Origin of the sequence: Haloferax sp. Atlit-4N (genome assembly GCF_003383025.1) — an archaeon.
Classification (GTDB): Archaea; Halobacteriota; Halobacteria; order Halobacteriales; family Haloferacaceae; genus Haloferax; species Haloferax gibbonsii.
On record NZ_PSYY01000001.1, the window covers coordinates 1,729,760 to 1,756,632 of the forward strand.

The 26,873-nt window shown below is 66.6% G+C and carries 19 protein-coding genes and 1 tRNA gene; 4 read left to right on the top strand and 16 right to left on the bottom strand.

Annotation, left to right across the window (positions count from 1 at the left end):
• Positions 1–127: 127 nt before the first annotated feature.
• From C5C07_RS08990 to malA, 3 genes are all read right to left on the bottom strand, one after another.
• Positions 128–1,426, bottom strand: coding sequence for an MFS transporter (locus tag C5C07_RS08990; protein ID WP_008093705.1), 1,299 nt, complete (start codon positions 1,424–1,426; stop codon positions 128–130).
• A gap of 281 nt (positions 1,427–1,707) precedes the next feature.
• A complete protein-coding gene (gene gghA, locus C5C07_RS08995) occupies positions 1,708–4,164 on the bottom strand; it encodes a glucosylglycerol hydrolase (protein WP_115804910.1) in 2,457 nt (818 codons plus the stop codon).
• Between the two features lie 94 nt (positions 4,165–4,258).
• Positions 4,259–6,283 (bottom strand): alpha-amylase MalA, encoded by a 2,025-nt coding sequence (malA, locus tag C5C07_RS09000; RefSeq protein WP_304999721.1) that lies wholly within the window; start codon positions 6,281–6,283, stop codon positions 4,259–4,261.
• 174 nt (positions 6,284–6,457) lie between these two features.
• Between malA and C5C07_RS09005 the strand changes: the two genes are divergently transcribed.
• Both C5C07_RS09005 and C5C07_RS09010 read left to right on the top strand, forming a co-directional pair.
• Positions 6,458–10,993 (top strand): glycoside hydrolase family 15 protein, encoded by a 4,536-nt coding sequence (locus C5C07_RS09005; RefSeq protein WP_115804912.1) that lies wholly within the window; start codon positions 6,458–6,460, stop codon positions 10,991–10,993.
• Between the two features lie 83 nt (positions 10,994–11,076).
• Positions 11,077–11,562 carry an SRPBCC family protein gene (locus C5C07_RS09010; RefSeq protein WP_004976552.1) on the top strand — a complete coding sequence of 162 codons (486 nt, stop codon included), beginning with the start codon at positions 11,077–11,079 and terminating at the stop codon, positions 11,560–11,562.
• 28 nt (positions 11,563–11,590) lie between these two features.
• On the opposite strand, the gene C5C07_RS09015 is transcribed toward C5C07_RS09010, so the two are convergent.
• The 8 genes from C5C07_RS09015 to C5C07_RS09050 form a co-directional block, all read right to left on the bottom strand.
• The gene (locus C5C07_RS09015) at positions 11,591–13,729 is read right to left on the bottom strand and encodes a response regulator (protein WP_050459177.1); all 2,139 of its coding nucleotides are present in this window, start codon (positions 13,727–13,729) and stop codon (positions 11,591–11,593) included.
• A gap of 139 nt (positions 13,730–13,868) precedes the next feature.
• Positions 13,869–14,750, bottom strand: coding sequence for a DMT family transporter (locus C5C07_RS09020; protein WP_115804913.1), 882 nt, complete (start codon positions 14,748–14,750; stop codon positions 13,869–13,871).
• A gap of 118 nt (positions 14,751–14,868) precedes the next feature.
• Entirely contained in the window at positions 14,869–15,621 is a 753-nt protein-coding gene (locus tag C5C07_RS09025) for a class I SAM-dependent methyltransferase (protein WP_115804914.1), read from the bottom strand.
• Positions 15,622–15,717: 96 nt separating this feature from the next.
• Positions 15,718–16,452, bottom strand: a complete 735-nt coding sequence (gene queC / locus C5C07_RS09030) for a 7-cyano-7-deazaguanine synthase QueC (RefSeq protein WP_004976544.1) — start codon at positions 16,450–16,452, stop codon at positions 15,718–15,720.
• A gap of 71 nt (positions 16,453–16,523) precedes the next feature.
• Positions 16,524–17,297, bottom strand: a complete 774-nt coding sequence (locus C5C07_RS09035; RefSeq protein ID WP_004976543.1) for a 7-carboxy-7-deazaguanine synthase QueE — start codon at positions 17,295–17,297, stop codon at positions 16,524–16,526.
• Positions 17,297–17,773, bottom strand: a complete 477-nt coding sequence (locus C5C07_RS09040; RefSeq protein ID WP_115804915.1) for a 6-pyruvoyl tetrahydropterin synthase family protein — start codon at positions 17,771–17,773, stop codon at positions 17,297–17,299. The genes C5C07_RS09035 and C5C07_RS09040 overlap by 1 nt, the downstream gene beginning before the upstream one ends.
• A 148-nt stretch (positions 17,774–17,921) precedes the next feature.
• Positions 17,922–18,305: a thioesterase family protein gene (locus C5C07_RS09045; protein WP_115804916.1), complete on the bottom strand. Its 384-nt coding sequence runs from the start codon at positions 18,303–18,305 to the stop codon at positions 17,922–17,924.
• A 153-nt stretch (positions 18,306–18,458) separates the two neighbouring features.
• Positions 18,459–18,737: a hypothetical protein gene (locus C5C07_RS09050; protein ID WP_004976540.1), complete on the bottom strand. Its 279-nt coding sequence runs from the start codon at positions 18,735–18,737 to the stop codon at positions 18,459–18,461.
• Positions 18,738–18,884: 147 nt separating this feature from the next.
• On the opposite strand from C5C07_RS09050, the gene C5C07_RS09055 reads away from it, so the two are divergent.
• Positions 18,885–19,250 (top strand): 2Fe-2S iron-sulfur cluster-binding protein, encoded by a 366-nt coding sequence (locus C5C07_RS09055; RefSeq protein WP_115804917.1) that lies wholly within the window; start codon positions 18,885–18,887, stop codon positions 19,248–19,250.
• A gap of 250 nt (positions 19,251–19,500) precedes the next feature.
• On the opposite strand, the gene C5C07_RS09060 is transcribed toward C5C07_RS09055, so the two are convergent.
• The 3 genes from C5C07_RS09060 to C5C07_RS09070 all read right to left on the bottom strand — a co-directional run bounded on the left by C5C07_RS09060 (position 19,501) and on the right by C5C07_RS09070 (position 22,309).
• Positions 19,501–19,574: transfer RNA gene (locus tag C5C07_RS09060), tRNA-Tyr, on the bottom strand.
• Between the two features lie 74 nt (positions 19,575–19,648).
• Positions 19,649–21,745 (bottom strand): DEAD/DEAH box helicase, encoded by a 2,097-nt coding sequence (locus tag C5C07_RS09065; RefSeq protein WP_115804918.1) that lies wholly within the window; start codon positions 21,743–21,745, stop codon positions 19,649–19,651.
• An 81-nt stretch (positions 21,746–21,826) separates the two neighbouring features.
• Entirely contained in the window at positions 21,827–22,309 is a 483-nt protein-coding gene (locus C5C07_RS09070; protein WP_004976537.1) for a hypothetical protein, read from the bottom strand.
• A gap of 1,417 nt (positions 22,310–23,726) precedes the next feature.
• Here C5C07_RS09070 and C5C07_RS09075 point away from each other — a divergent pair.
• The gene (locus C5C07_RS09075; RefSeq protein WP_004976536.1) at positions 23,727–24,932 is read left to right on the top strand and encodes a Cdc6/Cdc18 family protein; all 1,206 of its coding nucleotides are present in this window, start codon (positions 23,727–23,729) and stop codon (positions 24,930–24,932) included.
• Between the two features lie 175 nt (positions 24,933–25,107).
• Here the strand turns inward: C5C07_RS09075 and C5C07_RS09080 are convergent, their stop codons facing one another.
• Positions 25,108–25,677: a hypothetical protein gene (locus tag C5C07_RS09080; protein ID WP_115804919.1), complete on the bottom strand. Its 570-nt coding sequence runs from the start codon at positions 25,675–25,677 to the stop codon at positions 25,108–25,110.
• Between the two features lie 298 nt (positions 25,678–25,975).
• Positions 25,976–26,536, bottom strand: coding sequence for a TATA-box-binding protein (locus C5C07_RS09085; protein ID WP_004041616.1), 561 nt, complete (start codon positions 26,534–26,536; stop codon positions 25,976–25,978).
• Between the last annotated feature and the right edge of the window lie 337 nt (positions 26,537–26,873).

Consider the following 26,873-nt stretch of genomic DNA (forward strand, 5'->3'; position numbering starts at 1 on the left):
GAGAGCCGGGGGCTCTCGGGCGCTTGGCATCGGGTGAAAAATGAAACCGTGATTCGGTTCGAGTTCGTTCGCTTCGTCCGCGGTCGGTGCCGCGGACAGACGTGTCGCGGTCGTCGCGGTCGGCGGCTCAGTCGTCCGCCGGGCCGGTCGCGCCCGACGAGCCGAGGAAGCCGTCGATAGTCGCGCGCTTCGCGATGTGCGGGCGGTAGACCCACGCGTTCAGGAGGACGATGGGAACCATCGTCGCCGCGACGAGCGCGTAGCCGACGTGCAGGTTCGGCAGGAGCACCGACGAGTAGACGAGCGGGTAGGCGATGCCGCCGATGGTACCGACGCCGCCGACGACGCCCGCGACGGCCCCGGAGCTGTTGGGGAACATCGCCGGAACCTGTGCGAAGATGGCGCCTTCCGCGAAGGCGCAGGCCATGCCGACCATGAAGCCGGCGGCCACCGCGATGAGGACGGCTCCGGAGAGACCGGCGAGCGTCATGGCGAGCATGGAGACGATGATGAACGAGAGCGACACGAACGTCCACTGCTCGCGGTAGCGACCCTTGAACACGGGCAGGATATCCATCTCCCTGCGCGCCAGCACGTCGCTGACGTAGCCGCCGATGGGCCGGAGCAGACCGGCCGCGATGGAGAACGTGGCCGCGAACGTGCTCGCGAGCACGAGGTTGTTCGTGTTGAACGCCTCGCGGTAGTAGGTGGCGAGCCAGCCGTTCATCGAGAGTTCGAGACCGAAGCTCATGACGTAGGCGAGCGCGAGCGCGACGGTCCCGTACCGGGTGGCCGTGTGGACCCACTGCTTGAGCGTCGCGTTGTCGGCGGTCGCCTGCCGGCGCTCGTCGGTCGCCGCGGCCTCGCCGAGGACGTAGTAGGCGACTGCGAGCAGAATCGAGACGATACCGGTGTAGAAGAACGCCGCCCGCCAGTTGCTCTGGAAGAGCGGCCCGCTCCAGTCCGCGCCGAACACGCGGGGCAGGATGAGCGCGCCGCCGGCGGCACCGGCGTTCCCGACGCCGGCGTAGATTCCCTCGGCCATGCCGAGGTTCTCCTCTTCGAACCACTCGGAGACGTGCTGGATGCCGATGACGAACGTGATGCCCGCCGTGGCGACGATGAGGCGTTCGATGAAGAACACGGTGTAGCTCTCGGCGAAGGCGCTCGCCATCGAGAACACCCCGACGTAGCCGAGGACGATGGCGAACACCACCGGCGCGCCGAACTTATCGGAGAGCCAGCCGGTGAGGATGCGGCCGAAGGGCGCGAGCCAGATTGCCGCGCTCGCCAAGATACCGATTTCTGCGAGCGAGAGCCCGAACTCCTCCGCCATCGGCCCCGTGAAGGGCGCGAACGAGAACCAGATGAGGAAGGAGAAGTTGAACCCGATAGTGGCGAGAAGCAGCGTCCGCCACTTGGTCATCTTTACAAGACCCATACGCAGACCCCCGACACAGTAGCACAATCGTGTACAATTCTGCCGTTTTCTTGCATTGGTTTGGACATCATGTAGCGGATAGCACAGAGTTCTAATTGAAAAGCTCTGCCCACAATGCCCCATAAACACTTATCGAATGTTTAGAGAACTGGACCAGATAGAAACAATATTACCAATATTATTCGATAATATACCGAGTTGTACCGTGGACATACGTCCAAAAACACGCTGAGAATATGAATCTGGTGGTGAGTTCTCGGCGACCGTTACAGGTTGCGTCGCCAGATGACGGCCGCCCCGTTGGTGAGTGCGACCGCGAGCGGGTCGGTCGAGGCGGTTGAGTCGTCGAGTTCCTCGACGCCGGGAGCGACTAACGCCGGTTCCCAGCCGTCGGTCGGAATCGCGGGCGCGTTCTCGTCTTCAGCGGCGTCGGCTGCGAGGGTCGCGGGCGACACCTCGACGGGGACGCCCTCCATGTTGGCGGCGAAGAGCAACTGCCCTCCGTCACCCTCGTCCGGTGCAGTCCGGAAGCCGTAGTAGAGGACCGACCCGTCGGTCGGGTGGCGGTAAGTGAAGTAGTCGTCGTCGGCGTCGAGGTCAGAGATGAGCCACGGGCGGTCGTGGCGGAACTTGCGGGTTTCGAGGCGGAAGGCGGTCCGCTCGTCGTCCTGTTCGTCGCGCCAGTGGCCGAGATTCGCGAACTCGTGCACGTCGCGCATCCACGCGTAGCCGTAGGCTTCGAGGTCCGCGGCCGAGAGGTCGTCGCCGAGCGGTTGGTCCATCGCCGAGAGCATGGCCGCCATCACGTTGAGGTCGTAGTCAGTCGCGCCGACCGCCGAGGAGAGGGCGTTCATGAAGGTCAACAGTTCCTCGCGAGAATCGAAGCCGAGACCCTTCACGCGCCGGAAGAAGCGGTCGTCCTCGAAGTCCTCGTCGCGCACCTGCCAGTAGCAGAACTTCGACTCGTCGGAGACGACCTTGACGTTCCACGTCGGGTCGGTGTCGCGGACGAACCCCCACGGCGCGCGCATGTTCGCGTGGACGAAGTCCATCGGGACGCCCGGCAGGAAGCAGTGAAACAGCATCGACGACGCGGCGTTGTCGTACGCCTCGTCCAGCGTCTCCGGGTAGTCGTCGCCGAGGTAGGGGTTGACCGGCGACTGGTTGAACTCGACCGTCGGGTCGATTTGGGTCCCACGGCGGACGGTGTCGTGGTTGGCGACGCCCGTCAGCCAGTTGCCGCCAAACTCGCCGACCTCGCGGACGCGCCACCACTTCGTCGCCCAGAAGGTGAGGAGCGCGGGGGTGTTGTGAGCGAAGGTGATGGGCGACCACTGGAACGAGTGGGGGTGTTGCTCGATGAGCGCGCGATACGAGGAGGCGAGTTCCCAGTCCTCCCGCGGCCACGGCCGCCCGTCCTCGTAAATCATCCACGGCCGGTACTCGGTGCCGGCGACCTCCTGCGTCACGCGGTCCATCTCCGCGAGGAAGTCGTCGTCGTGGTACATCTCGCCCGTCTCGGGGTCGTAGGAGGTGAAGTCCTGCGCGCCGTCGACGCGGATGCCGTCGGCACCGAAGTCCATCTTGCGCCGCTGCATCTCCAAGAAGACGGCGCGCGCGGTCGGCTCCGTGTAGTCGAGGTGCTTGCCGTACATTCCCGGGCCGAGGACGTACCGGTCCGAGAGGAGTTCCGCGCCGCGGTTGTCGGCGTGGCCGAGCGCGATGTCGAAGACGACTTTTATCGGTCGCGGGAGGTCGTGGCACGCGGCGATGAAGTCCACCAGTTCGTCCGGGCGGCCGGTTTCGAGGATGGCGGGATTCGGCGCTGAGAAGGCGCTGACGACGAGGTCGTAGCCCCAGTTTATCATCTCCGGGCGGGCGACCTCGACCGTCACCTCGGCGGCCGAATCGTCGGCGACGCTCCAGAAGTCGTGTTCCTCCTCGTTCTCGGTCAGCGGCTCGACGGGCATCAGCTGAATCCCGTCGTACCCGGCGAAGGCGTGCTCCCACGGGGCGAGGTCGTCGCCGCCGCGCTGTTTCGCGGCGATTCCCTGGTACACCTCCGCGAGCCCGGCGAGCGATCCGCGCGCCGTGGCGGTTCCGGGGTGGATTTCGAGCATGCTCGTCGCGGGGTCGATGCGCGGGAGACCGCCGTCCTCGGTCGTGGCGACCCGCTCGTCGTCGGTGCCGAGCGCCGCGAAGTAGTCGCGGTCGGCGCGGGTCTCGTCCAGCCTGTCGAGGTCGTACACCTCGGCGGGCGCGAACGCCCCGAACGGGACCGAGTACGCGACGGGATCCTGAACCGTTCGCTCCTCGCCGTCGTCGCCCTCGTAGACGAGTCGGTAGAGCGCGCCGAGGGTGTCGCGCGTGCCGGCGCGGACGCCCTCGACGGCCGTCCAGTGGTACTCGCCGACCCGACGCATCGGGATGCGGTGGCGGTCGAACGTCGCGCGCCGGTGGTCCGTCTCGCCGGGGTCGAGGTCGGCCGGCGGCGTCAGCAGTTCCAGTTCGACGGCGGCCTCGGGGACGCCGGCCTCGACGAGGTCCGGCGTCCAGAAGCCGAACTCGACGACTCCGTCGCGGCGGTGCGCGCCGAGTTTCGTCGTCAGCGTCTTGGCGGCCGAGAAGTCGTCGTCGTTGCTCTCGACGACCGACTCGTGCCACGAGGTGAGGTCGTCCGTTCGGTCGGCGTGCAGGGTCGGGATAGGGGAGTTCGTGCTCATGGTGTATCGGGCTGGTCGGGTCGAACGGCGGCGAAATCGGAGGTGGAGGCGAAATCGGAGACGACGCGAACGTGGAAACGGGACGTGCGGGACGTTACGCGAGCGGGCAGACGACCACGTCGTCGACGCGGATACCGCCCTCGGCGGCGACGGAGTCACCGGAGACGATGTCGGTCGCGTCGACCGCGAGGTCGCCGACGTCGACCGTGGTCGCGCCGGGGGCGAAGTTGAGCGCACAGAGGTACGAGCCGTCGTCGTGGTCGCGGACGAACGCGACCGCGCTGTCGGAGTCCGTCTCGTAGTCGATGCGGCGGAACGTCCCGTCGTACCGGAGCGCGGGCGTCTCGTCGCGGAGTTCGATGAGTCGCTCGTAGTGCTCGCGGATGTCGTCGCGGGCGTGGCCCCACGCGAGGGCGTCCCGGCGGCCGCGCTGGCCGATTTCCTGCCCGCCGTAGACCATCGGCACGCCGGGGAGCGTAAAGAGCGCGCCCGCGGCGGCCAGCGCCTCGTCCTCGCCGCACTCGACGATGTAGCGCGTCTCGTCGTGGTTTTCGAGGTAGAGCATGAACGCCGCGTGGTCGGGGAAGCCGACCTGCGTGCGCTGTTCGACGGCGTCGAGAATCCGTTCGGCGGGCTCGTCGCCGCGGCCGACCTGCCGGAGCGTGAAGTACAGCGTCGTGTCGAAGTGCATGTCGAACATGCCCTCGTGGAAGTCGGCGATGTACGGGATGGTCTCGTCCAGAAGCAGGAACTCGGGGTCTTTCGCCTTCACGCGGTCGCGAATCTCCTGCCAGAACGTGTCGGGGACGGCCCACGCCATGTCGCAGCGAAAGCCGTCGACCACCTCGGCCCACATGTCCACCGCGTCGAGCAGGTAGCGCCGAACTTCGAGGTTCCGGTGGTCGAAGTTGGCGATGTACTCCCAGTCGAAGTAGGTGCCCGGCTCGCCGCTCTCCTGCCACTCGTACCAGTCGTAGTACTCCGAGTCGGGGTTCTTGTAGGCGTCCTCGAAGAACGGGTGGGCGCGGGCGGAGTGGTTGAGCACGAGGTCGAAAAGCACCTTCATGCCGCGGTCGTGGGCGGCCTCGACGAACCGCTCGTAGTCCTCGCGGGTGCCGAGGTCCTCCGCGATGTCGTAGAAGTCCACGATGTTGTAGCCGTGGGGCGCGTGGTCGTTCTGGAGGACTGGCGTGAGCCACAGACAGTCGACGCCGAGCGATTCGAGGTAGTCGAGTCTGGTTTCGAGCGCCTCGAAGGTGTTGTCCACGCCCTCGACGTCCGAGGCGTAGCCGCGGACGTAAATCTCGTAGAGCGTCACCTCGCGGGCCCACTGCGGCGGGTCGTTGGGACGGGAGACGGACGCGCTTCCCGCGCCGGAGCCGTCTGCGTGGCCGGTCACGTCGGTCTGGACCGCTTCAGTCTCCGCCTCGGCGAATCCGCCGTCGGCGACGGCCTCGCGCTCGACGGTGACGGTGTCGGGCACGCTGTACGTCTCGTCGAGGGCGACCGCGTGGACGCGGAGTCGGTCGCCGACCGCCGAAAGCGGGACGCGGAGTTCCCAGCCCTCGGTCTCGACGGCCGCGTCGTCCACGTCGTCGCGGTCGTCGACGACGAACTCGACCACGAGGTCGTCGCGGTCGGTGTCGCTGTCGGGGTTCGGTTGCGGGTCGGCGCGGACGACGACGACGCCGTCTTCGACGGTCGCGTCGAGCCTGATGCGCGGCCGACCGCCCCGTCCCCGCTGGGCGTCGCCGGCACCGCTTCCGGAGCCGGACGCGCCGCCGCTGAACCCAGTCGGGCGCGCGGAGCCGCTCTGTCCGCTGTAGCCGCTCATCCCGCTCGCGCCGCTCCTGACGGAGCCGGCGGGCAGGTAGGAGCCGGGGAAGACCCGGACGGTGAGCGTGTGCGTCGCGTCGGGCGCGTCGAGTTCGACGACGTAGCGGCCGGCCGCGTCGGGCGTGAACTGGACGACTGCGGTGTCTTCTTCGAGGTCGAGACTGCTGGCGACCGGCGCGCTCCGAACCCGCCACGAGTAGTCTGCGTCGGGGTCGGGGTCGCGAGGTGCGAGTTGTACTGACTCGCCGACAGCCATGAACTGCGGCGGTCCTGGGTGTTGCATACTCACAATCAACGTGCCGGGTGACTTTGAGTTTACCCCTGATGGACCCGAGGTTCCGGTGGGAGACGGGTTCTACCGAGTCGCCTCGGCGTCCCCCGAATTCGTCGGTTTTCGGGCATAAATGATGCAAGATGGGCGGCCAATACTTATGGTTCGAGACCCTCGTCTACCTCTATGCGACTTCGGACCGCCTTAAACGAATACAAACGCGACCGGGGCGGACGCTTCCCAGAGGAGTGTCGGACCTCGGACGGGGCGTTCTCCGGTCACGGGGACCGGCTCGTCTACGTCGGCCTCGATGGGTCTCTCCGGGATTACTCTGCTTCGCTTTCGGGCCTCTACGGTATCGACCGCTCTCGGTTCGGCATCGAGGCGGACGGTGAGACGCACTGGTTCGACGAGTTGGAGTCCGTGCGACAGCACTACTACCGGGAGACGAGCCTCGTCGAGACCGAGTACGACGCCGGGGAGTACACCGTCCACCAGTACGACCTGACGCTCGGTCGCGCCCACGTGACTCACGTCGAGCTTCGCGGCGCGATCCCCACCGACGCCCACCTGACCGCCTTTCTCACCTTCGCCCCCGAGGGCCGAGAGACGCGGGTCGGCCGCCTCATCCACGAGGCCGGCGGCCCGAACGACACCCAAGCGGTCGAGGTGTTCCACCGGAACGAACACGACTACGTCACCGCGTCGACCGGTCTCACCGACGTTCGCGGCCAGATTCCCGAGCGGTTCGACGAGATTCTCTCCGACGACACTTTCGACTTCCCGCGGGAGGCCGTCCTCGAACGCTACGAGGACACCCACCTCTCTGGCGACGTGGTCGTCAGCGCCCCGCTCGAACAGGAGGGCCGCGCCGCGCGGACGACTCTCGTCACCCAGCTTTCGGACCACAACGAGATGGCTCGGACCGACGCCCTCGCCGACCTCCGACACTGTTCGGTCCAGCACGCGACCGCCGACGCGCTCCGGGAGGCCGCCCGCGAGCAGGCCGAGGTGTTCGTCCCCGACGGGACGCCGCGCGAGCGAATCGTCCGCGCCGACCTCCGGGCGCTGTCGCTTCTGACCGCGCCCAGCGGCGCGCGAATCGCCGGCCCCGAGTTCGACCCGTTCTACGCCCACTCCGGCGGCTACGGCTACACGTGGTTCCGCGACGACGCCGAGGTCACGCAGGCGCTCGCGCACGCCGACGACGCCTTCCGCCTCGGGCTCGGCGACCGCCTCGGAACGAGCGCCGAGTTCTACTGCGAGACGCAACTCGAAGACGGCACCTGGCCTCACCGCGTCTGGGCCGTCGACGGAACCGTCGCCCCCGGCTGGGCCCACGGCCGCGTCGAAGGCTCCGGCGACGAGGAGTACCAGGCCGACCAGACCGCGAGCGTCGTCGCCGCGCTCGCGTCGCTCCTCGCCGAGCGCCGCGACGACCTCGACGACGAACTCGTCGGTCGCATCCGCTCGACCGTCGCCGCCGGCGTGTCGGGGCTCGACAGCAGCCTCGAAGCCGACGGACTCCCGAAACCCTGTCAGAACGCGTGGGAGAACATGAGCGGCCGGTTCACGCACACGGCCGCGACGTTCCTCCAAGCGTACGCCACGGTCGCCACCGCGCCCGTGAACGACGACCTCCGCGAGCGCGCCGCCGAGCAGGCGACCGCGGTGTACGAGGGGCTCGACGAACTGTGGTCCGAAGAGCGCGAAGTCTACGCCCTCCGCATCGACCGGAACGGCGAACTCGACGACCGCCTCGATTCGGCCACGTTCGCCCTCGTCGACGCCATCGACGCCTACGCGGACATCGAGGAGGTCGAATCGAAGACCGCGAACCGGCTCGTCAAGCACATGGCCGCGACGCTCAAGGGGCTCTACCGCAACCCCCGCGGCGACGTCGCCGGACTGGTCCGGTTCGAGGACGACTACTGGCGCGCCGACGGACAGGACGGCGAGAAGGTCTGGTCCGTCTCGACCGCGTGGGGCGCGAACGCCGCCGCGAAGTTCGGCGTCCTCTGCGACCGCATCGGCAAGGACGGCCGCCGGTTCGTCGAGCGCGCGACGAACCTCTACGAACTGCTCCAACCGGACGGTCCCCTCACGACCGAGGCGGGCTACCTCGCCGAGCAGGTGTTCGACGACGGGACCTTCGACAGCGCGACGCCGCTCGGATGGCCCCACGCCATTCGGATGGAGACGACGGCCATCCTCGCCGACATCGACGCGCTCCCCGCGCCGAAGCCCGCGCCGACCGGCCCGGAGAACCGACCGCGGTGGACGACCGGCGAGAAGTACGGCATCGGCACCGTCGCCGACCACTACGCCGAAGACCCCTCGCGCGTCTGGTTCACCCTGACCGAGGGCGCGCTGACCGAGGTCCGCTTCCCGCGGGTCGACCTGATGAACCTCCGGACGCTCGACTTCCTCGTCGTCGACGCCGACCCCGACGACGAGTACACGGCGCGCACTCACAACGAGACCCGGCGGGACGACCACGCGGACACGGTCAAACGCCGGGCCGAAATCGTCGACGACGACGCGCTCGTCTTCCGCCACGTCGTCACCGAGACGGGCGACGGTCGCGGCCACGAGTGGGAACTCACCGTCGAGTACGTCATCGACCCCGAACACGACGCGATGCTCGCGGACGTGCAGTTCGAGTCCATCGACGGCGACGACTACGAGCTGTACACCATCGCCGACACGGCGCTGGCGAACACCGGGACGAAAGACCGCGGCATCCGCCTCGGCCAACTCGGGAGCTATCACCTCGTCGCCCGCGACGCGGGCGCGTTCGACGCCGGCGACGGCCACGAACCGCTTCTCATCGACCAGGACGGCAGAGAGTACAGCGTCGCCATCGCGCTCACCGCCGCCGGCCGGTTCGAGTGGGCCACCGTCGGCGTCGCCGGCTCGCGGTACCTCGCGGACTTCTTCTCGAAGGGCGAACTCCCGAGCGCCCAAGAGCGCGTCGACGACGAGAACGTCGTGCTCGTCGGGCGCATCGGCACGGGCGACGAACTCGGCGAGACGCTGGCGCTCGGCTTCGCCGAACACGCCGACACCGCCGCCGCGCTGGGCGAGGCGGCCGGTGCGCTCACCCGCGGCTACGAGACGGCTCGGGCGGCCTACACCGACTCGTGGGCCGACTTCCTCGCCGACAAGGAGCTCCCCGGCTCGGTCGACGACGACGGCGAACTCGCGGCGCAGTACAAGACCTCGCTCATGAGCCTGCGGGCGGTCGAGGACAAGACCTACCTCGGCGCGGGGCTCGCCTCGCCGTCGGTGCCGTGGGGCGAGGCCGTCCCGGCCGAGGAGGCCAAGGGGTACGGCTACAACTTCGTCTGGTCGCGCGACCTCTATCAGGTCTTCACCGTCTTCGAGGCCGTCGGCGACGTCGAGACGGCCATCGACGCGCTGGAGTACATCTACACCTACCAGCAGGACGACCGCGGCTTCATCCCGCAGAACACCTACCTCAACGGACGTACCCGCTGGGGCGGCGAACAGATGGACAACATCTCGTTCCCGCAGGTGATGGCGTACATGCTCAAAGAACGCGGCGTCGCCTTCGACGACGTGGCCTACGACTACGAGAACGTCAAGTACTCCGCCGACTACGTCGCGCGGAACGGGCCGCCGACCGCACAGGAGCGCTGGGAGGAGGAAGCCGGTTACTCGCCGTCGTCCATCGCGGCCGAAATCGCCGGCCTCGGCTGCGCGGCGTCGATCGCGCTGGACGAGGGCCACACCGAGGACGCGCTCGTCTGGCTGGCGCTGGCCGACGACTGGACAGAGCGCGTCGACGACTGGACCGCGACGCGGACCGGCACCGACCGCAACACGCACACGCCGTACTACGTTCGCGTCACCCGCGACGGCGAGCCCGACGCCGGGCACCTGCGGACGCTCGCGAACAACGGGCCGACGCTCGACGAACGCGAGATAATCGACGCCGGCTTCCTCGAACTCACCCGCCTCGGCATCAAGCCCGCCGACGACGAGATAATCCGGAACTCCGTGAAGGAAGTCGACGAGACCATCCGCGTCGATACGCCCCACGGGCCGGCGTTCTACCGGTACAACGGCGACGGCTACGGCGAGCGCGAGCGCGACGAAGAGGGCGCGCCGTGGTCCGTCGACGCCAAAGGGAAAGGTCGGCTCTGGCCGATCTTCACCGGCGAGCGCGGCGAGTACGAACTGCTCGCCGGGACCGACGAGGGCGACCTCGCGCCGGACAACCTGCTGCGGACGATGGCCGCCTTCGCCAACTCCGGCCGCATGCTCGCAGAGCAGGTCTGGGACCGCGAACACGCGACCGACTACAACTGGGAGTTCGGCGAGGGAACCGGCAGCGCGACGCCGCTGGCGTGGTCGATGGCCCAGTTCATCCGCCTCGCCCACGGCGTCGAGGCCGGCGAACCCGTCGAGACGCCCGCGTTCCTCCGCGAGCGATACGTCGAGTCGGACCGCCCCAACGGGCCGTCGCTCCGCGTGAGCACGCGCTTCAAAGGCGACAAACTCGTCGTCACCGGACAGACCGACGCCGCCGTCGTCGCGGTCAAGACGCCCGGCGAGACCCGACTCGTCGAACCCGACGACGGGACGTTCGAAGTCGAAGTCGCCATCGAGTACGGCGAGAACCAGGTGACCGTCGCCGCGGCGACCCACGAGGACCTGACGAAAGCCGGCACGACCGTCTCGCGCTTCACGCTCTGAGGCGGCGCGAACGACTTTCGTTCGGGTCGATTTTTTTCGATTCCGCCAGCATCGCTTTTCCGTCTCCGGCCTAACGGTCGGGTATGCCGGTCTACCAGCGTCGAACCCGAATCGCCGCCCCGCTCGAGCGCGTCTGGGAGTTCCACTCCGCGGTGTCCGGACTGGAGGCGCTCACCCCGGCGTGGATGAACCTCGAAATCGAGTCGGTCCGCGGCCCCGACGGCGAAGAGGACCCCGACGAACTCGTTTCCGGGACGGAAATCGAGATGTCGATGCGACCGTTCAGCGTCGGCCCGCGCCAGCGGTGGACCTCGCGCATCCTCGACCGCGAGTCGGGCGAGGGAACGGCGTGGTTCCGCGACGACATGGTCGGCGGCCCCTTCTCGCGGTGGGTCCACACCCACCGGTTCGTCGCCGACGGCGACGAGACGATTCTCGAAGACCGCGTGGAGTACGAGTTACCGTTCGGCCCGCTCGGCGACCTCGCGGGCGTCTTCGGCGGCGTCGGCTTCGAGGGGATGTTCCGCGCGCGACACGCCGAGACGAAGCGGCTGTTGGAAGAAGAATAGGGACGGGGAGGTCGGACGCGCCGACGGTTCAGTCGTCGCTGAGCGAGAAGCGCGGTTCGACCTCGGAGCGGACGCCGCCGATGTCGAACTCGAACCGCGCGCCGCCGAGGTCGGGTTCGGGCGCAGTGACCTCGATGTCCCAGCCGTGGGCCTCGACGATGCTCTCGACGATAGAGAGCCCGAAGCCCGTCCCGGACTCGGAGGTCGTGTGACCGTGTTCGAAGACGGTGTCGCGCTCGTCGACCGGGATTCCGGGGCCGTCGTCGGCGACGTAGAAGCCGGTCTCGGTGGGGCCGACGCGGACGGTCAGGTCGTCGGCCGCGTCCTTCGACGCCCCGTCTGCGGAGGCGTCGCCGGGAGCATCCCGGCGGCCTGTCGAGCCGTGCTCGACGGCGTCACCGGACGCAGTCCGGTTGCCTGTGGAACCGTGTTCCACAGCGTCACCAGACGTAGTCTGGTTGCCCGTCGAGCCATGCTCGACGGCGTTCCGAAACAGGTTCTCGAACGCCTGTTGGAACCGGCCTTGGTCGGCCTGCGTGGACCCGAGGCCGTCTTCGACGACGAGCACCGCGTCGTCGCCGGTGTCGACCGCCTTCCACGCCCGCTCGGCGACGTTCTCGATGGCGACCGAGCGCGTCTCCCCGACCTTTCGGCCCTGTCTGGCCAGTTTGAGCACGTCGTTGAGGAGCGTGTCCATCCGGGTGACGCCGTCGAGCGCGCGGTCGAGGTAGGCCACGTCGTCCTCCTCGCGGGCGAGTTCGACGAACCCCTTGGCGACGTTGAGGGGGTTTCGGAGGTCGTGGGAGACGACCGACGCGAACTCCTCGAGGCGGTCGTTCTGCCGCTGGAGTTCGCGCTCGCGTCGCTGGCGGGCCAGCGTGTGGGTGACGTTGTTGGCGACCGAGCGCAGGAGGTCGACCTCGGTGTCGGTCCACGACCGACTCGTCTCGACCACGTCGAAGACGACGAAGCCGACGAGCGCCCACTTCGAGACCATCGGGACGGCGACGAAGCCGCCGGTCTCGGCGTCGGTGAGCACGCGCTTCGTGTCCGACGCCTCGGGCGGGAGGTCCGAGACTCGGTGGAGCCGAACGTTTTCGAAGCGATGGAGCCGTTCGACCAGCCAGCGAGCGTCTTCGAGGGCGACGCGCGCGGGATGCTCGCGCGGGTCGCCGCCGCGCCAGTCGTGCATCAGCGCGGCGACGTTCGTCTCGTCGTCGTAGAGGTAGACCGAACAGCGGTCGAGGTCGGCCACCTCGCCGACGGACTGGAGCGTCCACTCGATTTTCGTGCCGATTTCGTCGGTCTCGGCGCTCATCAGCGACGTGGACGTGTCCAAGACGGCGTCTTTCAGGCGCGTCTCGTAGCGCAGGCGGTTCCGGCGGCGGCGGCGCTCGGTCACGTCCTGTAGCGTGCCGATGACGGCGGGCTCGTCGTCCTCGGTGGGACGGAGCGCGAGGTGACCCTCGCACAGGAGGTCGTCGTCGTGCGGATACGCGGGACCGGGCGAGAGCACCGTCTCGAAGCGTTCCGTGTCGGGAGCGTCAGGGGCGACGACCCGCTCGAAGGCCGCGCGAATCTCGTCGTCGGACTCGGCGGCGAGGTCGGCGAACTCGCGGCCGATAATTGCTTCCCGGTCGTAGCCGGTGAGCTCGCAGAAGACGCCGTCGGCGGAGGTGAAGCGACCCGACGAATCGAGCGAGTAGACGCCGCTGTCGAGCACCTCGATGGCGGTGCCGTACCGCTCGGAGGCCGCCTTCGCGCGGTACTGCGAGACGGCGTTGACGACCCGGTTGGCGAGGACCGTGTACTGGTCCGTGCCGGTGTCTTTCTGCATGTAGTCGGTCGCGCCGACGCGGAAGGCGTCGCGGGCGACCTCCTCGGAGCCTTTGCCGGTAAAGAGAATGAAAGGGAGGTCGGGGTGTTCGGAACGGACCGCGCGGAGGAACTCCAGCCCGTCGATATCGGGCATGTCGTAGTCCGACACGACGCAATCGACCTGTTCCTGTCGGAGTCGTTCGAGGGCGTCCGCCCCCGAGTTCGACGTCGAGACCGACAGGTCGACGTCGCCGGCCTCGCGTTCGAGGTAAATCGACACGAGGTCCGTCAGACTGGGTTCGTCGTCGACGTGGAGGACACGTACGTCTGCCCCCGACCCGTCGTCCATACGGAGTAGCGACCGCTCACCGTAATGAGCGTTGTGACGCGGTTATCAGCGTCGATAACTGACTCGGGGGCGGGAGACGAACAGGCGCTTCGCCGGACGGCCATTCGGAGGCTGGACAGCCCCCTCGTGGCGGGACAGGTCAGGACGCGCTGACGTAGATACCGCCGAGGACGACCGCTCCGCCGAGGACGGTCGGGAGCGTGGGAATCTCACCGAGGAGAAAGAGCGCGAGAATCGTACTGCCGACGGGCTCGCCGAGAAGAGAGATGGAGACGACGCTCGATTCGAGGTGGGCGAGCGCCCAGTTGATGACGGTGTGTCCGAAGATACCCGGGCCGACCGCCATCCCGAGAAACAGGAGCCACTCGCGGGCCGGATAGCCGGTGAGCGGGTCGCCGCGGCCGACCGCGACGACGAGGAGCGCGGCGGCACAGACCGTGTAGACGACGACCACGTAGGGGACGAGCGAGACCCTGCTTCGGACGCTCCGGCCCGTGAGGACGTAGGCGGCGGCCGTCACGGCACCCACGACCGCGAGCCCGTTTCCGAGAAGCGGGCGCGGCGCGCCGCTGGCGGTGAGGAAGTCGGAGACGGACATGAGCACCATGCCCGCGAGCGCGACGCCGATGCCGACGGCGGTGCGGCGGCTCACGCGCTCGTCGAGGACGGCCCACGCGCCGACGGCGACGAACAGCGGTTGGGACTGTACGAGCGTGACGCTCGCGGCGACCGTCGTGTGGTTGAGGCTCTCGAACCACGACGCGAAGTGGGCCGCGAGCGCGACGCCCGCGCCCCCGGCCGCGAGGAGGTCGCGCCCCGAGATGGTCGCCAGCGCGTCGCGGTGGCGGACGAGCGCGACGGGCGCGAGAAGAGCCACAGTGAACAGAACTCGGTAAAAGGCCTTCACGAGGCTCGGCGCGGCGCTCCAGCGCACGAGGATGGCGCTCGTGCTGACCGCGAGGACGGCGATGCCGAGGCCCGCGAGCGGCGAGATGGGAGCGTCGGAGTCGGGCGTTGACACACCCCCACGTCGCGGGGGGTCCGCTTACCGTTTGTGGGTCTCGGTGAGTCGCAGCCGGCCGGCGGGAAACAGGGACGGGAACGGGTCGGGAAGCGGGGACGGGTTTTCCCCGACAGCGCTACTCCTTCCGGGCTCGAATCAGCGCCTTCGGGTTGGCGAACGAGACGACCTCGTCGCCGTCGAACACCACGTCGAACAGCGCTTTCGCCTCGTCGGGCGCCTCGCGGAAGCGGCGTTCGAGTTCGGCCCGGTCGTCGGGCGAGACGTTCGTCCGCTCGGTCCACGGGTCGAACTCGAGGCGTATCGCTGCGGTCTCGACCGCTTCGACCGACAGGCCCGCGGCCTCGAACCACTCGCGCCACCGCGAAACCGGGTGGAGTTCGACGTGGGTCGGGTCGCGGAGCACCTCGACGCCGTTGAGGAACTCGGCGAGAGTCGTGTCCTCGGGCGCGACGTTGTCCTCGAAGGCGAGGACGCCGCCGGGTTCGAGGACGCGCGCGACCTCCGCGACGAACGACTCGGGGTCGGGGAAGTGGTGCGCGGCGATTCGGCAGGCGGCCGCGTCGAAGGAATCGTCCGCGAAGGGAAGGCGCTCCGCGTCGGCGACGACGCCCGTGACGGGGTATTCGCGGACCGCGGTGGCGACCATCTCCGGAGCGGCGTCGGCCGCGACGACCGAGGGAACGCCGGCCTCGGCTATCGCGCCCGCGGTGTGACCTGCCCCGGTCGCCACGTCGAGCGCGCGGGTCGCGCCGCGGCACCACGACGCGAGCGTCTCGCGGTCCTCGCCGAGGCGGTGGACCTCGCTGTCGAAGTACGACTCGGCGGCGCTCCCGAACTGGGCGGCGGTTCGGCGTTTCTCGTCGCTCATGAGGCGAGGTTCGCGGAGGGCGGTGAAAAAGGGGAACGGGGAGACAGGTCGAACGGCGGGCGGAGTCTATTCCCGTCGTCGGCGCACGGGGCGACGCTACGCCGCGTCCGCGTCCACGTACTCCGGGCGCTCGGCGTACGGGATGGGGTCGCGCTCGCCGAGGTTCTGGAACGCCTGCAGGCGGAACGCACAGGAGTCGCAGGTGCCGCAGGCCGGCTCCTCGGCGCGGTAGCAGGACCACGTGTGCTCGAAGGGGACGCCGAGTTCGAGGCCGCGGCGGGCGATGTCGGTCTTCGAGTCGTGGACGAAGGGAACTTCCAGCGAGATGGTCGTGTCGGGCTTCGTGCCGACGTCGACCATGGCCTCGAAGGCGTCGAAGAACTCGGGGCGGCAGTCGGGGTAGCCCGAGTAGTCCTCGGAGTGCGCGCCGACGAAGACGGCGTCGCAGTCGTTCGCCTCGGCGTACGAGACGGCCATCGACAGGAGGTTGGCGTTGCGGAAGGGGACGTACGAGGTCGGAATCTCGTCGGCGTCCATGTCGGCGTCGGCGACGGCCATCGAGTCGTCCGTGAGCGACGACGCGCCGATTTGCTTCAGGTGGCTCGTCTCGATGTGGAGGAAGTCGCGGGCGTCGAGTTCGTCGGCGAGCGCGCGGGCGCAGTCGAACTCCTTCGACTCGGTCTTCTGGCCGTAGGAGGTGTGGAGCGCGTAGAGTTCGTAGCCGCGTTCCTTCGCCTCGTAGGCGGTCGTCGCGCTGTCCATGCCGCCGGAGAGGAGGACGACGGCGCGTTTCTCGTCGGACGTGGTGTCTGTATCGGTATCGGTAGTCATCGTTGTCGTGGAATGATTCGGGGTTCGTTCGGAGTGTGTTCGAGGTGCGTTCGGAGTGTTTTCGGAGGTTCTCAGGTCTCGGGCGCGTCGTTCCAGAGGTCGACGTGGAGTCTCGGCGTGTAGCGGTAGCCGAACGCCGCGGCGAGGTCGGCGACCTCGGTCCGGGTCCGAGCGAGTTGCTCGCGGGTCTGTCCTTCGGGCATGAGCAACACGTCGCTGTCGCGGACTTCGCGGGCCGCAACGCCGCGCACGTCGGCGACGAGCGACTCGATTTCGTCGATGTCGTCGCGGCCGGTGACGACGAACTTCAGTTGGAAGTCCGCCGCGTGTTCGACCAGCGAGGCGAGCGCGTCGAGGTCGACGCGGGCGTTCTCGTGTCGCTCGGTCCAGACGCCGGGGTCCACGTCGGCCGGGGCGTTGTCGGGCGTCGGCGTCGACGACGCGAGTTTCGGGCTGATGCTCGCCAGGTCGACCGGCGCGTCGGTTTCGAGCGTCCCGTTCGTCTCGACGGTCAGGTGGTAGTCGTCGGCGAGCGCCGACAGGAGCGCGTCGGTCTCGTCGTGGACGAGGGGTTCGCCGCCGGTGACGACCACGTGCTCGGGAGAGCGCGACTCGACCTCGGCGACGATTTCGTCGAGGCTCATCCACGCGTGAGTCGGCTCCCACGAGGTGTGAAACGAGTCGCAGAACCAACAGCGGAGGTTACAGCCGCTGGTGCGGACAAACGTGCTCGGAACGCCGGCGAGTTTGCCTTCGCCCTGTAACGACGCGAACAGCTCGTTTATCGGGAGGCGGTCGCCCTCGGCGTCGGTGTCGTCGCGGGCGACGGTGTCGGAGACGGGCATCAGAAGCCGGCGCAGAGTTCAGAGGTTTCGCTGACCGAGACCGAGACCTCGGAGACGTTGTCGGGAAGCACAGACAGAAGCTTCTCTTCGAGGATGACGGCCATCATCTCCGCCGTCGGCGGCGCGTCGAGGACGACCGTCCCGTCGGCGTCGCCGGAGCGCTCGAACGCCTCAACGAGCGGGTCGCCGGACTCGACGAGGAAGCGGTGGTCCCACTCGTCGATGACGTCGGTCACGACGCCCTTGTCGACGACCCAGCCCTCGTCCGTGAGGTCGCCGACGACGCGAACCGAAATCTCGTAGTTGTGCCCGTGCGGGCGGCTACACTTGCCGTCGTGGTGGAGGAGGCGGTGGCCGGCGCTGATGCGGATGGGCCGGTCGCGACCGATGTGGAGGACGCGCTCGCCTGCTCGGGACAGCGGGGTCTCGTCGTCGGCTTCCGCCGACCGTGCGTGCTCTAGTGTTCCCCGAGGCATATCCGAGGATTATCACGAGAGTATTTAATTCTCCTGTCTCGGCTCTGTGGGTCGAATTCAGCGACTCACGAGCCGCGGACCACCCGGAAAAGGAACCATGCCGACGGTAGATGACCGCCCGAAGACGAGCTGAGTGGACGCGGTCGAGCTACGGTTGATTCGCGATTGCCTCGCGCCACTGGTCGGGGACGCGGGTCGGGCGGCCCTCGCCGTCCATGGCGACCTGGACCGTCTCCCCGGTGGCGACGACCTCGCCCTCGTAGGAGAGCGTGTAGTAGATGGGGAAGCTCTTGCCGCCGGGGTCGCCGGCCTCGACTTCCACCTCGACGGTACCGACGCCCTCGATGGGCGCGCGGTAGTCGAGTTCGAGGTGCGCGACGACGATGTGCGGGTCCGAAAGCGGCGTGTCCATGACCTCCTCGAAGAAGCGGACGCGGGCCTGCTCGCAGTAGGTCGCGTAGACGGCGTTGTTCACGTGTCCGAACGAGTCGTGGTCGCGGAACCGGACTTCCACCTCGGCGACGAAGCTCATTGCGGTGCGCGACACAGGCGAGAAGTATAGCACCGACGGTTTGTCTCCGGCGGACCCGGTGAACGAAAGCGGACGAGGGGACGGGTGAGAGGAGAGAGACGAGTGAAGAAGACAGCGGGGCGAGTGCGGGGAGGAAGACGGACCGCAGACGCCTCAGTTCGCCGTCCGAGCGGACTGGTCCGCCGGAGCGGGCCGTCGACCGTGGAGTGCGACGGCCTTCCAGACGTTCGAGCGCGAGCCGGCGCGGACCATCTCGACCGGAACGCGAGCGCCCTCGGAGAGGGACGCAAGGGTGTCGCGGATGCGCTCTGACTCGTAGGCCACGAGGTGGCGCGTTTCGTTCGTCTCGTGCAGTTCGACCGTCATCGTCTCGTGGTCGTTCATCTCGACGCGGACGTTCACCAACACCGGCGCGGACGCGAGGGTCACCATCACGCTCACCTACGAATCCGCCCGGCATAAGCCGTTATAATACTGATATCTTCGGGTATGGAGTCTACATAGACGACGAGAGAGCCACGACTCGGAGGGTGACCAGCAGGGGTACAGCCATATCGAGTCGGGCCTAACGACCGGCTGATGGACGACCCCGAGTCTCGACCCGAGCGCGACCCGGCCGGTCCGACCGTCACGGTCCGCGTCCGCGACACCGACGGCAAGCGCGTCACCGACCTCAGCGTCGAACGCGGGACCGTCCTCCGCGACGCGCTGCTTGAGGCCGGCATCTCGCCGTACGCGCGGCTCACGAAGCGTGCGAACTGCGGCGGACGCGGCCTCTGTGCCACGTGCGGCGTCCGGATTCGTTCGGGCGAACCGACAGCCCACCACTGGCACGACGACCTCGCGGCGCGGTTCGGCTACCCGCGCCTCTCCTGTCAGATTCGCGTCGACGAGCCGATGACCGTCGAGTTGGTCGAGAAGACGGTGTGGGGTGGGCGGGAGTGACAGACGGTATATCCCCGATTTGAAGCTGATAAGTCGAACCCCGATTTGAACTCACTCGCAGCGCTTCGCGTTGCTCGCTGCTCAAATCGTGTCGAGGAGTCCGTCACATGCAACACCGCTCGCTGCGCTCGCGGGTGTTGAAGTTCAGTCCGCTCTCCCCGATTTGAACCCAGTCAGACGACGCGTTCACTTCGTTCACGCGCTGCGACTGACCTGCTCAAACCGGCTCGACCGGATTTTGCAAGCAAAATCCGCTCTCCCCGATTTGAACGGGGGACAAGCCGATCTACAGTCGGCTGCTCTGCCAGGCTGAGCTAAGAGCGGTCAAGAGAATCTCAATCTACGGTTAGACTTAAGAATTCTCATTCCGGGCGGCCAAGCGCCCGACGACGGCGCGGTTACTCGTCGGACATCGCCGACTCCGAACCGTCCGCAGACGCTGACTCCTCGCCATCTGAGTCGGGGTCACCGTCACTCGCCTCGGTGTCGAGGTCACCGTCACTCGCCTCGGTGTCGAGGTCACCGTCACTCGCCTCGGTGTCGAGGTCGTCAGAACTCGTCTCGCGGACGCGAATCCCCTTTCCGGCGAGGTGTTGCATCTGTCGCTGGGCGAAGTCCTCCTCGCTGGTCCCGCGGGTGGCGAGCACGTAGACGAGCGCGCTCCCCGTCGGACGCATGGTTCGACCGGCGCGCTGGGAGCCCTGCCGACGAGAGCCGCCGAGGCCGGAGGCGACGATTGCGAGCCCGGCGTTCGGGAGGTCGATACCCTCGTCGCCGATGCGGGAGATGACGAGCGTGTCGAGGTCTCCGTCTCGGAACGCCTCGAAGTACGCCTCGCGGCGGTGGTGACGGGTCTCGCCGCTGACGAAGGGGACGTCGAGCGCCTCGGAAATCGCCTCGCCCTGGTCGAGATAGTCGACGAAGACGAGCGTCTTCGAGTCGGCGTGGCGGGCGCGGAGCCGACGAATCTCGAATATCTTCCCGGGGTTCATCGCCGCGAGCATGTGCCGCTCGCGGCCGTCGCTGGAGGCCCACTCGTTTCTGGCCATGTCGTCGCCCCAGCCCACGTAGCGAATCTCGACTTCCGGCTCCTGAACGTAACCGGCGTCGAAGAGCTTCCCCCAGTCGGTCCCGATAGGCGGACCGATGAGCGTGAAAATCTCGGCCTCCTTGTCGTCCTCGCGGATGGGCGTCGCCGACAGTCCGAGGCGGTGCTTAGACTGGAGGTCGGCGCTCCGCTGGAAGACGCGACTGGGGATGTGGTGGGCCTCGTCGTAGATGATGAGCCCCCAGCGACGCGAGTCGAAAAGCGAGCGGTGGCGGTCCATCCCGGCGGTCTGGTAGGTCGCGATGGTGACGGGTCGAATCTCCTTCGCGCCGCCGTGGTACTCGCCGATTTGGTCGGCGTCGAGGTCGGTCGTCGAGAGGAGTTCCTCGCGCCACTGGCGGGCGAGTTCGCGGCTCGGGACGAGAACGAGCGTCTCGCCGCCGACCGCGGCGAGCGCGCCGATACCAGCGATGGTCTTCCCCGCACCGGGCGGACCCACGAGGACGCCAGCGCGCTGGTCGACGAATCGGTCGACCCAGTCTCGCTGGTAGTCGCGGAGGTCGACGTGAAGCGAGACGTCGAGTTCCTCGCCCTCTTCGAGGTCGCGGTCGTCCTCGACGGGGTACCCCGAATCGTAGAGGATGCGCTTTATCGCCGCGATTTCCTCGTCTCTGACCCACGCCTCCGTGTCCGAGATGGGCGCGTAGACGTGGTCGTCGTCGAGTTTTTGGAGGGCGACGTTGCCCATGAGGCTCTCCGTGGCCGCTTCGAGGACGGTGTACCCCTCCTCGTGGGAGTAGAGGCGGAACTGGTGGGCGCGCTTCCACTGGTCTTCGACCCACGCTTCGAGGTGCGGCGACCGCTCGGGGAGGACCGACCGGAGCATCGAGAGGAGCGAGTCGACGTCGTCGAAGGGCGCTTGCCACACGTCTTCCTGCCGGATTCGATAGAGGTAGCCTCGGCCTCTTCCCTCGCGGTCGCCGGTGGTATCGACGAGGTGCGCGAACTGTGAGAGTCGCGCCCGCGTGTACTGGGTCGGGTTGTCGACGACGATTTCGCGGCGCTTCGGGAAGAGAACGACCCGCTCCCGCGAGGCGAGTTCGCCCCACTCGGTCGGATACCAGACGGTCGGGTCGGTCTCGACGTTCACCCGCTGGACCCGACCGGCGTCGGCGAGCGCGTCGAGTCCGTCCATCGCGTCCGCCTGCGAGACGCCGAGACGCCGCGCGACCTGCTGGGCGGTCACGACGGGTCGGCCCTCTGATTCGAGCGCCTCGTAGAACGACGCGAGCGAGACGCCGTCGTCGGCCTCGCTCGCCCCCTCGGCGGCGGTTGGCGACGCGTCGGTCGCGTCTGCCAGTCGGTCGAGCACGTCTGCGGAGGCGTCGGCCTCGTCGGTCTCGGCGTCTCCGTCGGGAGGACTCGGGTCCCCGTCCTCGGCAGTCATCGAAGGCGGGTACGGCCGCGACGGGGAAACGGCTTGCGACACCGAGAGCGACTCGCACTATCGAGAACGAGGCGGTTTCGACTATCGGGACGTACTCGACTGCGCCGGTGCCATCCGGTCGAACACGGACCTGAAGTCGTCGCTGACGGTGAGGAACTCCGGGAACTCCTCGAGCGTCCGGACGCCGTCGAGGTAGACGTATTCGACCGGTTCGGGCGGAATCTCTTCGAACACCTGAACCGGACCGCGTTCGGTGAGGCCGACGAACGGACGTCCCTCGGGGTCGGTCTGCGGAGTCAGTTCGTGTTCGAGGTACAGTTTCGCCATCGCGAGCGCGCTCGCGAGCGGGACCTGTCCGGGGGTCAACTGCCACGTGACCCCGCGGTCTTCGTAGTGGACGGTGGTCACGTAACCGTCGTCGAACCGGAAGCAGTCGACTCGCTCTCCCGAACGAGACCACCGCGTCTCCGTCGAGCGGGAGCGTTCGAGGGACCACTCTCGGTCGTTCCCTCGGCCCGACACGGCTTCGCTGAGGCGCACCCACACGCGACTGAGCGCACGCATACGGTATCGGTTCGTTCCCCTGGGTAATTGCATTGACGCCACGCTATCGACACAGTCCGTCGCGGGAGAACGTTCCGAGCGCGGACGAGCGGGGGTGCGCGTGAGTCGCATGCACACCTCGTTTCCGGTGAACGAGAGGACGAAACGCGAGTCGTAGACCTCGACAAAAGTCGGCGACTGCAGTCGGTCGGCACCGGTCAGTTACCGACCCGTTCCCGCGGGAAGTACCACACCTCGCTTCCGGTGAATCGCAACTCCGCGTGAGACGGTCAGAGACACCACGTTTCCGGTGAATTGGTCGAAATATACGAGGCTGAAATCCGACCTCGACGGCGAGGATACCTCGAACCGCGAGTGTTGGGACCGCCGGTCGAGACCGATGGCTGACCGTCGCGTCGTCCGAACGCCGCATCGGCTGAACGTCGCATCAGCAGCCGTTGCAGCGGTGGTCCCGCTTCGAAGTCAGCCGATTCCCGAGTCAGCCGCTGCCAACCGACCGAGCGGAGAACGTAGCAGCGCTGACAGACACCACGTTTCCGGTGAAATACGACGCGGTGGAGGGAGGCAGTAATCACGTCGGAATAGGTGTCGACTCGCTGGTGAGCTACGGGAACGGAGTCACGCGCACACCACGTTTCCGATGAACTGGCCCGAGCGTCTCTCGGTAGGGAGCGCGCCGAACAGCGGCAGGTGACGCCCGTTCCTTCTCCGTGGTTTTCGGCCTGAACTGAATCGGTCCACTTATTACCAGCACACCACGTTTCCGGTGAAATACGGCGCGAGAGACGCTATACCATCTATATCGGCTCGACCCTCCGGAACGGTGTGAGACACCGCGTTTCCGGTGAGCGACTGGACTGTGTCAACTTCCGCCGGTCAACTGACCACTTTCTCCGTGTCGGTGGTAGAGGAGCCCACGTATAACAATAGTTAAATAGTTTATTTGTGTTACCGACCATTGATACACTCGCAAACACGACTATACTCGAAACTCGAGTATTAGTCGACCGGAACGAAACGTCCTGAGACGCGTGTTCTCGGTGTTCTAACCGCTCCTATCGGAGCTCGCGGGTCTCTGAGAACCTGTTCTACTGGTCGTATCGACGGTTACCGCGGGCGACGTTCATTGAGTTCTGTCACGGCGACAACGAACACGTCCAGGGTAGCTACCACCGATATTGCCGGACTCTCGGGGCTCGCCTTCGTTTTCGTCCTCGTCACTGGACGAGAGACGAGCCGAGATTCCTCGACCCTCGCCGGGTCAGGTAGACTCCCTCACACCGTGTTTCCGGTGAATCAATACCTGCGTTTCGTGTGGACGGGAAACCGGGGTTCGTGGTCGTTCACCGGAAACGTGGTGTGTGTGTGCTGGGTCGAATGGTAAGTCCTTTCACCGGAAACGTGGTGTGTTGCGAACATGCCTAACGCCAGCGACGACCTCTTCACCCGGGAGGACCCCATCTTCGCCAACAAGGAGTTGTTGGAGATAAACCACCTCCCGGGGGAGGGTCGCATCGTCGGTCGCGACGACGAGATCTCGGATCTCGCGACCGCGGTGAACCCCGCCATCTTCGGACAGAGCCCGAGCAACGTCCTTATCTACGGGAAGACGGGGACGGGGAAATCGCTCTGTGCGAAGTACGTCTCCCAGCGACTCGTCGAGACGGCCGAAGAAGAGGGAGTGAAAGCGACGTTCGCCTATGTTGATTGCGCGCAGGACACGACCGAGACGCAGGCCGTCCAGACTATCGCCGACAGCGTCAACGACACCGCGATTACCGGAATCAAAGTCCCCGACAAGGGACTCTCGACGTCGACGTACTACAAACGACTGTGGCGCATCCTCGATTCGCTGTACGACGTCGTCCTCATCATCCTCGACGAAATCGACAAACTGAGCGACGACGACATCCTCATGCAGCTCTCGCGGGCGGGAGAGGCCGGCAAAATCGCCGGCTGTAAGCTCGGCGTCATCGGAATCAGCAACAAGATCCAGTACAAAGACCGGATGGACGAGCGGGTGAAATCCAGCCTCTGCGAGCGCGAATTCGTCTTCCCGCCGTACGATGCGAACCAACTTCGCGACATCATGGACGCGCGCAGCGACGCGTTCCGCGACGGCGTGTTGGACCCGTCGACGATTCCACGGGCCGCGGCGCTCGCCGCCCGCGAGCATGGGGACGCGCGGAAGGCTATCGATATCCTGCGATACGCGGGTGAGATTGCCCAGTCGATGGGGGCGAGCACGGTCAGAGAGAACTTCGTCACGCAGGCGCGACAGCGCGCGGAGACCGACCGCTTCCGCGAGTTGATTCGCGGGTCGACGCCGCACTCTCGCTACGTGTTACAAGCGCTGGCTATCCTCTCGCTTTCGAACCAACAGCAGGATGGCTTCCGGACGAGTCGCGTCTACGAGGTTTACGAGAACATCTGTCGGCAGCAAGGTTCCGATAGCCTGTCGCTTCGGCGGGTCCGCGACCTGCTGAAAGAACACGCCTTTCTCGATATCATCGAACAGTCGAAACACAGCGGCGGAAGTGCGGAAGGAAGCTACACCAAGCACCAACTGCTCGAAGACCCGGACGTAGTGAAAGACGTTCTCACCGAGAACGCGGACACCTGACGGGGAATCAGGGGACCGACCGAAAGCACGTAAGGGCCGAATCGCCTAGTGGGGGACGCTGCACCGCTGCAAGTACACCTCTGTCGAGCGACCTCTTATATTTTATTGCAGTAGTATGTGATTGGAATTATCACGTGTGACCGGACCGGTCACACCATCGGTTGTCGAGGGCGAGTCACGATTCCAGTTGTTCGAGCGGGATTGATGTCGAACAGACGGATTCGTACAGGCTCTCGACCCACGAGACGACCTCCGGGGCGTCACCGTCGACGAGGGACGTCAGGTTACCGTGTTCGTCGTAGGCAGAGACGACTCCGTGGCCGTCGACTAGTAGGAGGCCGAAGTCGAGGTCTTCGTCGGTGACTCGGAGTTCGAACTGGTCGAGGTCCTGTGCGCGCTCGAACGACTCGGGGTAGGCGTCCATCGACCGTTCGAGGACGTCGCGGTCGACGACGAGTTCCATCCGCGTGTCCGGGCCCAATACCTCTTTGGCCGACTCGTTGAACACCCGACTCACGATGGGCGTGACACCGCGGAAGCGGTCGACCGGCTCGTTCCCGACGATGGTCAGGTATCTGTTGAGCGGTGCGTGAGGGTCGTTGTCGGCAGCGGTGGTGATATTCATCTGGCTGAGGACGCCGGGCGGTGCGCCCTCACAGATTTCCGCGGCGTTCGCCAGGAACTCGCTCATTCTATCGGCGCACTCGACCGTACCGATGAACTCCGCGTACTGGTCGTGGACCATCACGCCGCCCGCGGTGAGATGGTAGACACCCTCGGTCTTTTTGACCCATCCGCGGTCACAGAACCCTGCCAGTGTCCGCTGTGCCGTCTCCCTCGCACAGTCACAGATGTCCGCGAGGTCAGTTGGCCGACGCGGCTCGACTGCCAGCGCTTGGAGAATAGCCTCCCTGCTTTGCGACCCGACGAGGAACGCAACGTCCTCCCGCGCACTCATGTGCCATCCGTTAGACTGTTCCGTATTTTACACTTGCGGGTGTTCAGGTCCGTAACGCGGCGAAAAATCGATAGTTCGGGAGCGTCTATCCGAGCAGTCCGAGCGCGTCGATGCGCTCGACGATCTCTTCGACCGCGGTCTCCGCGTCGTCGGTCCGCTTTCCGCCGGTAATGACGATTTTCCCGGAACCGAAAAGCAGGATGACGACCTTCGGCTCGTCCATCCGATAGACGAGGCCGGGGAACTGCTCGGGCTCGTACTCGACGTCTTCGAGACCGAGTCCGATAGCCAGCGCGTTCAGGTTCAAGTTGTGTCCGAGGTCCGCGCTGGAGACGATGTTCTGGACGGTTATCTCTGGCTCGTCATCGACGGGAATCTTCAGCTCGCGGAGCTTGTCGAAGATGATTCCGAGTGCGTCGTGCACGTCGTCGATACTCTTTGCGCCCGTGCACACGATCTTCCCCGAGCGGAAGATGAGCGCAGCGGCTTTCGGGTCCTGGGTGCGATAGACGAGGCCCGGGAAGTTGTCCGGGTTGAAATCTGCACCGGGGAGGTCGTCGGCGAGGGCTTCGAGGTCGAGCTCCTGACCGATCCCGGTCGATGCGACTACGTTCTGAATCTCGATGGAGTCTGCCGGCCCACTCATTGCTCGCACGTGAATCGTACCTCCGGCCTTATAAAGCGACCCGTTATAAACCGACTTCAACGGGTCGATTCTATCGACACCTCGCACGCACGCGAAACTAATACATTGATTTCTCGCTCAGTCTAATTGATGTCACAACTGACCGCGCGTGAAGTTATGGCACGCCTCGTGTCTATTTTTCTCACAGAGCCACTAAATCAACGGGGTTAAATGTATCCCCGGCATTCGGATTAATGCGAAGAAGCGCACGGGGGCACTCCCCCCGAAGGCTTCCACCGAACGCCCCGACCCCAAGGTCGTCAGGCGCCCACCGGGATGACACACCTTCCCGGGGGTC

What these genes read in the sequence shown, in the direction of transcription:
- C5C07_RS09065 (WP_115804918.1), bottom strand. Translation starts at nt 21,745, where the DNA reads ATGACTGCCGAGGACGGGGACCCGAGTCCTCCCGACGGAGACGCCGAG.
- C5C07_RS09050 (WP_004976540.1), bottom strand. Translation starts at nt 18,737, where the DNA reads ATGGTGACCCTCGCGTCCGCGCCGGTGTTGGTGAACGTCCGCGTCGAG.
- C5C07_RS09070 (WP_004976537.1), bottom strand. Translation starts at nt 22,309, where the DNA reads ATGCGTGCGCTCAGTCGCGTGTGGGTGCGCCTCAGCGAAGCCGTGTCG.
- C5C07_RS09045 (WP_115804916.1), bottom strand. Translation starts at nt 18,305, where the DNA reads ATGAGCTTCGTCGCCGAGGTGGAAGTCCGGTTCCGCGACCACGACTCG.
- C5C07_RS09015 (WP_050459177.1), bottom strand. Translation starts at nt 13,729, where the DNA reads ATGGACGACGGGTCGGGGGCAGACGTACGTGTCCTCCACGTCGACGAC.
- C5C07_RS09035 (WP_004976543.1), bottom strand. Translation starts at nt 17,297, where the DNA reads ATGCCCGTCTCCGACACCGTCGCCCGCGACGACACCGACGCCGAGGGC.
- gghA (WP_115804910.1), bottom strand. Translation starts at nt 4,164, where the DNA reads ATGAGCACGAACTCCCCTATCCCGACCCTGCACGCCGACCGAACGGAC.
- C5C07_RS09025 (WP_115804914.1), bottom strand. Translation starts at nt 15,621, where the DNA reads ATGAGCGACGAGAAACGCCGAACCGCCGCCCAGTTCGGGAGCGCCGCC.
- C5C07_RS09040 (WP_115804915.1), bottom strand. Translation starts at nt 17,773, where the DNA reads ATGCCTCGGGGAACACTAGAGCACGCACGGTCGGCGGAAGCCGACGAC.
- C5C07_RS09075 (WP_004976536.1), top strand. Translation starts at nt 23,727, where the DNA reads ATGCCTAACGCCAGCGACGACCTCTTCACCCGGGAGGACCCCATCTTC.
- C5C07_RS08990 (WP_008093705.1), bottom strand. Translation starts at nt 1,426, where the DNA reads ATGACCAAGTGGCGGACGCTGCTTCTCGCCACTATCGGGTTCAACTTC.
- malA (WP_304999721.1), bottom strand. Translation starts at nt 6,283, where the DNA reads ATGCAACACCCAGGACCGCCGCAGTTCATGGCTGTCGGCGAGTCAGTA.
- queC (WP_004976544.1), bottom strand. Translation starts at nt 16,452, where the DNA reads ATGACTACCGATACCGATACAGACACCACGTCCGACGAGAAACGCGCC.
- C5C07_RS09085 (WP_004041616.1), bottom strand. Translation starts at nt 26,536, where the DNA reads ATGAGTGGGCCGGCAGACTCCATCGAGATTCAGAACGTAGTCGCATCG.
- C5C07_RS09005 (WP_115804912.1), top strand. Translation starts at nt 6,458, where the DNA reads ATGCGACTTCGGACCGCCTTAAACGAATACAAACGCGACCGGGGCGGA.
- C5C07_RS09080 (WP_115804919.1), bottom strand. Translation starts at nt 25,677, where the DNA reads ATGGTCCACGACCAGTACGCGGAGTTCATCGGTACGGTCGAGTGCGCC.
- C5C07_RS09055 (WP_115804917.1), top strand. Translation starts at nt 18,885, where the DNA reads ATGGACGACCCCGAGTCTCGACCCGAGCGCGACCCGGCCGGTCCGACC.
- C5C07_RS09010 (WP_004976552.1), top strand. Translation starts at nt 11,077, where the DNA reads ATGCCGGTCTACCAGCGTCGAACCCGAATCGCCGCCCCGCTCGAGCGC.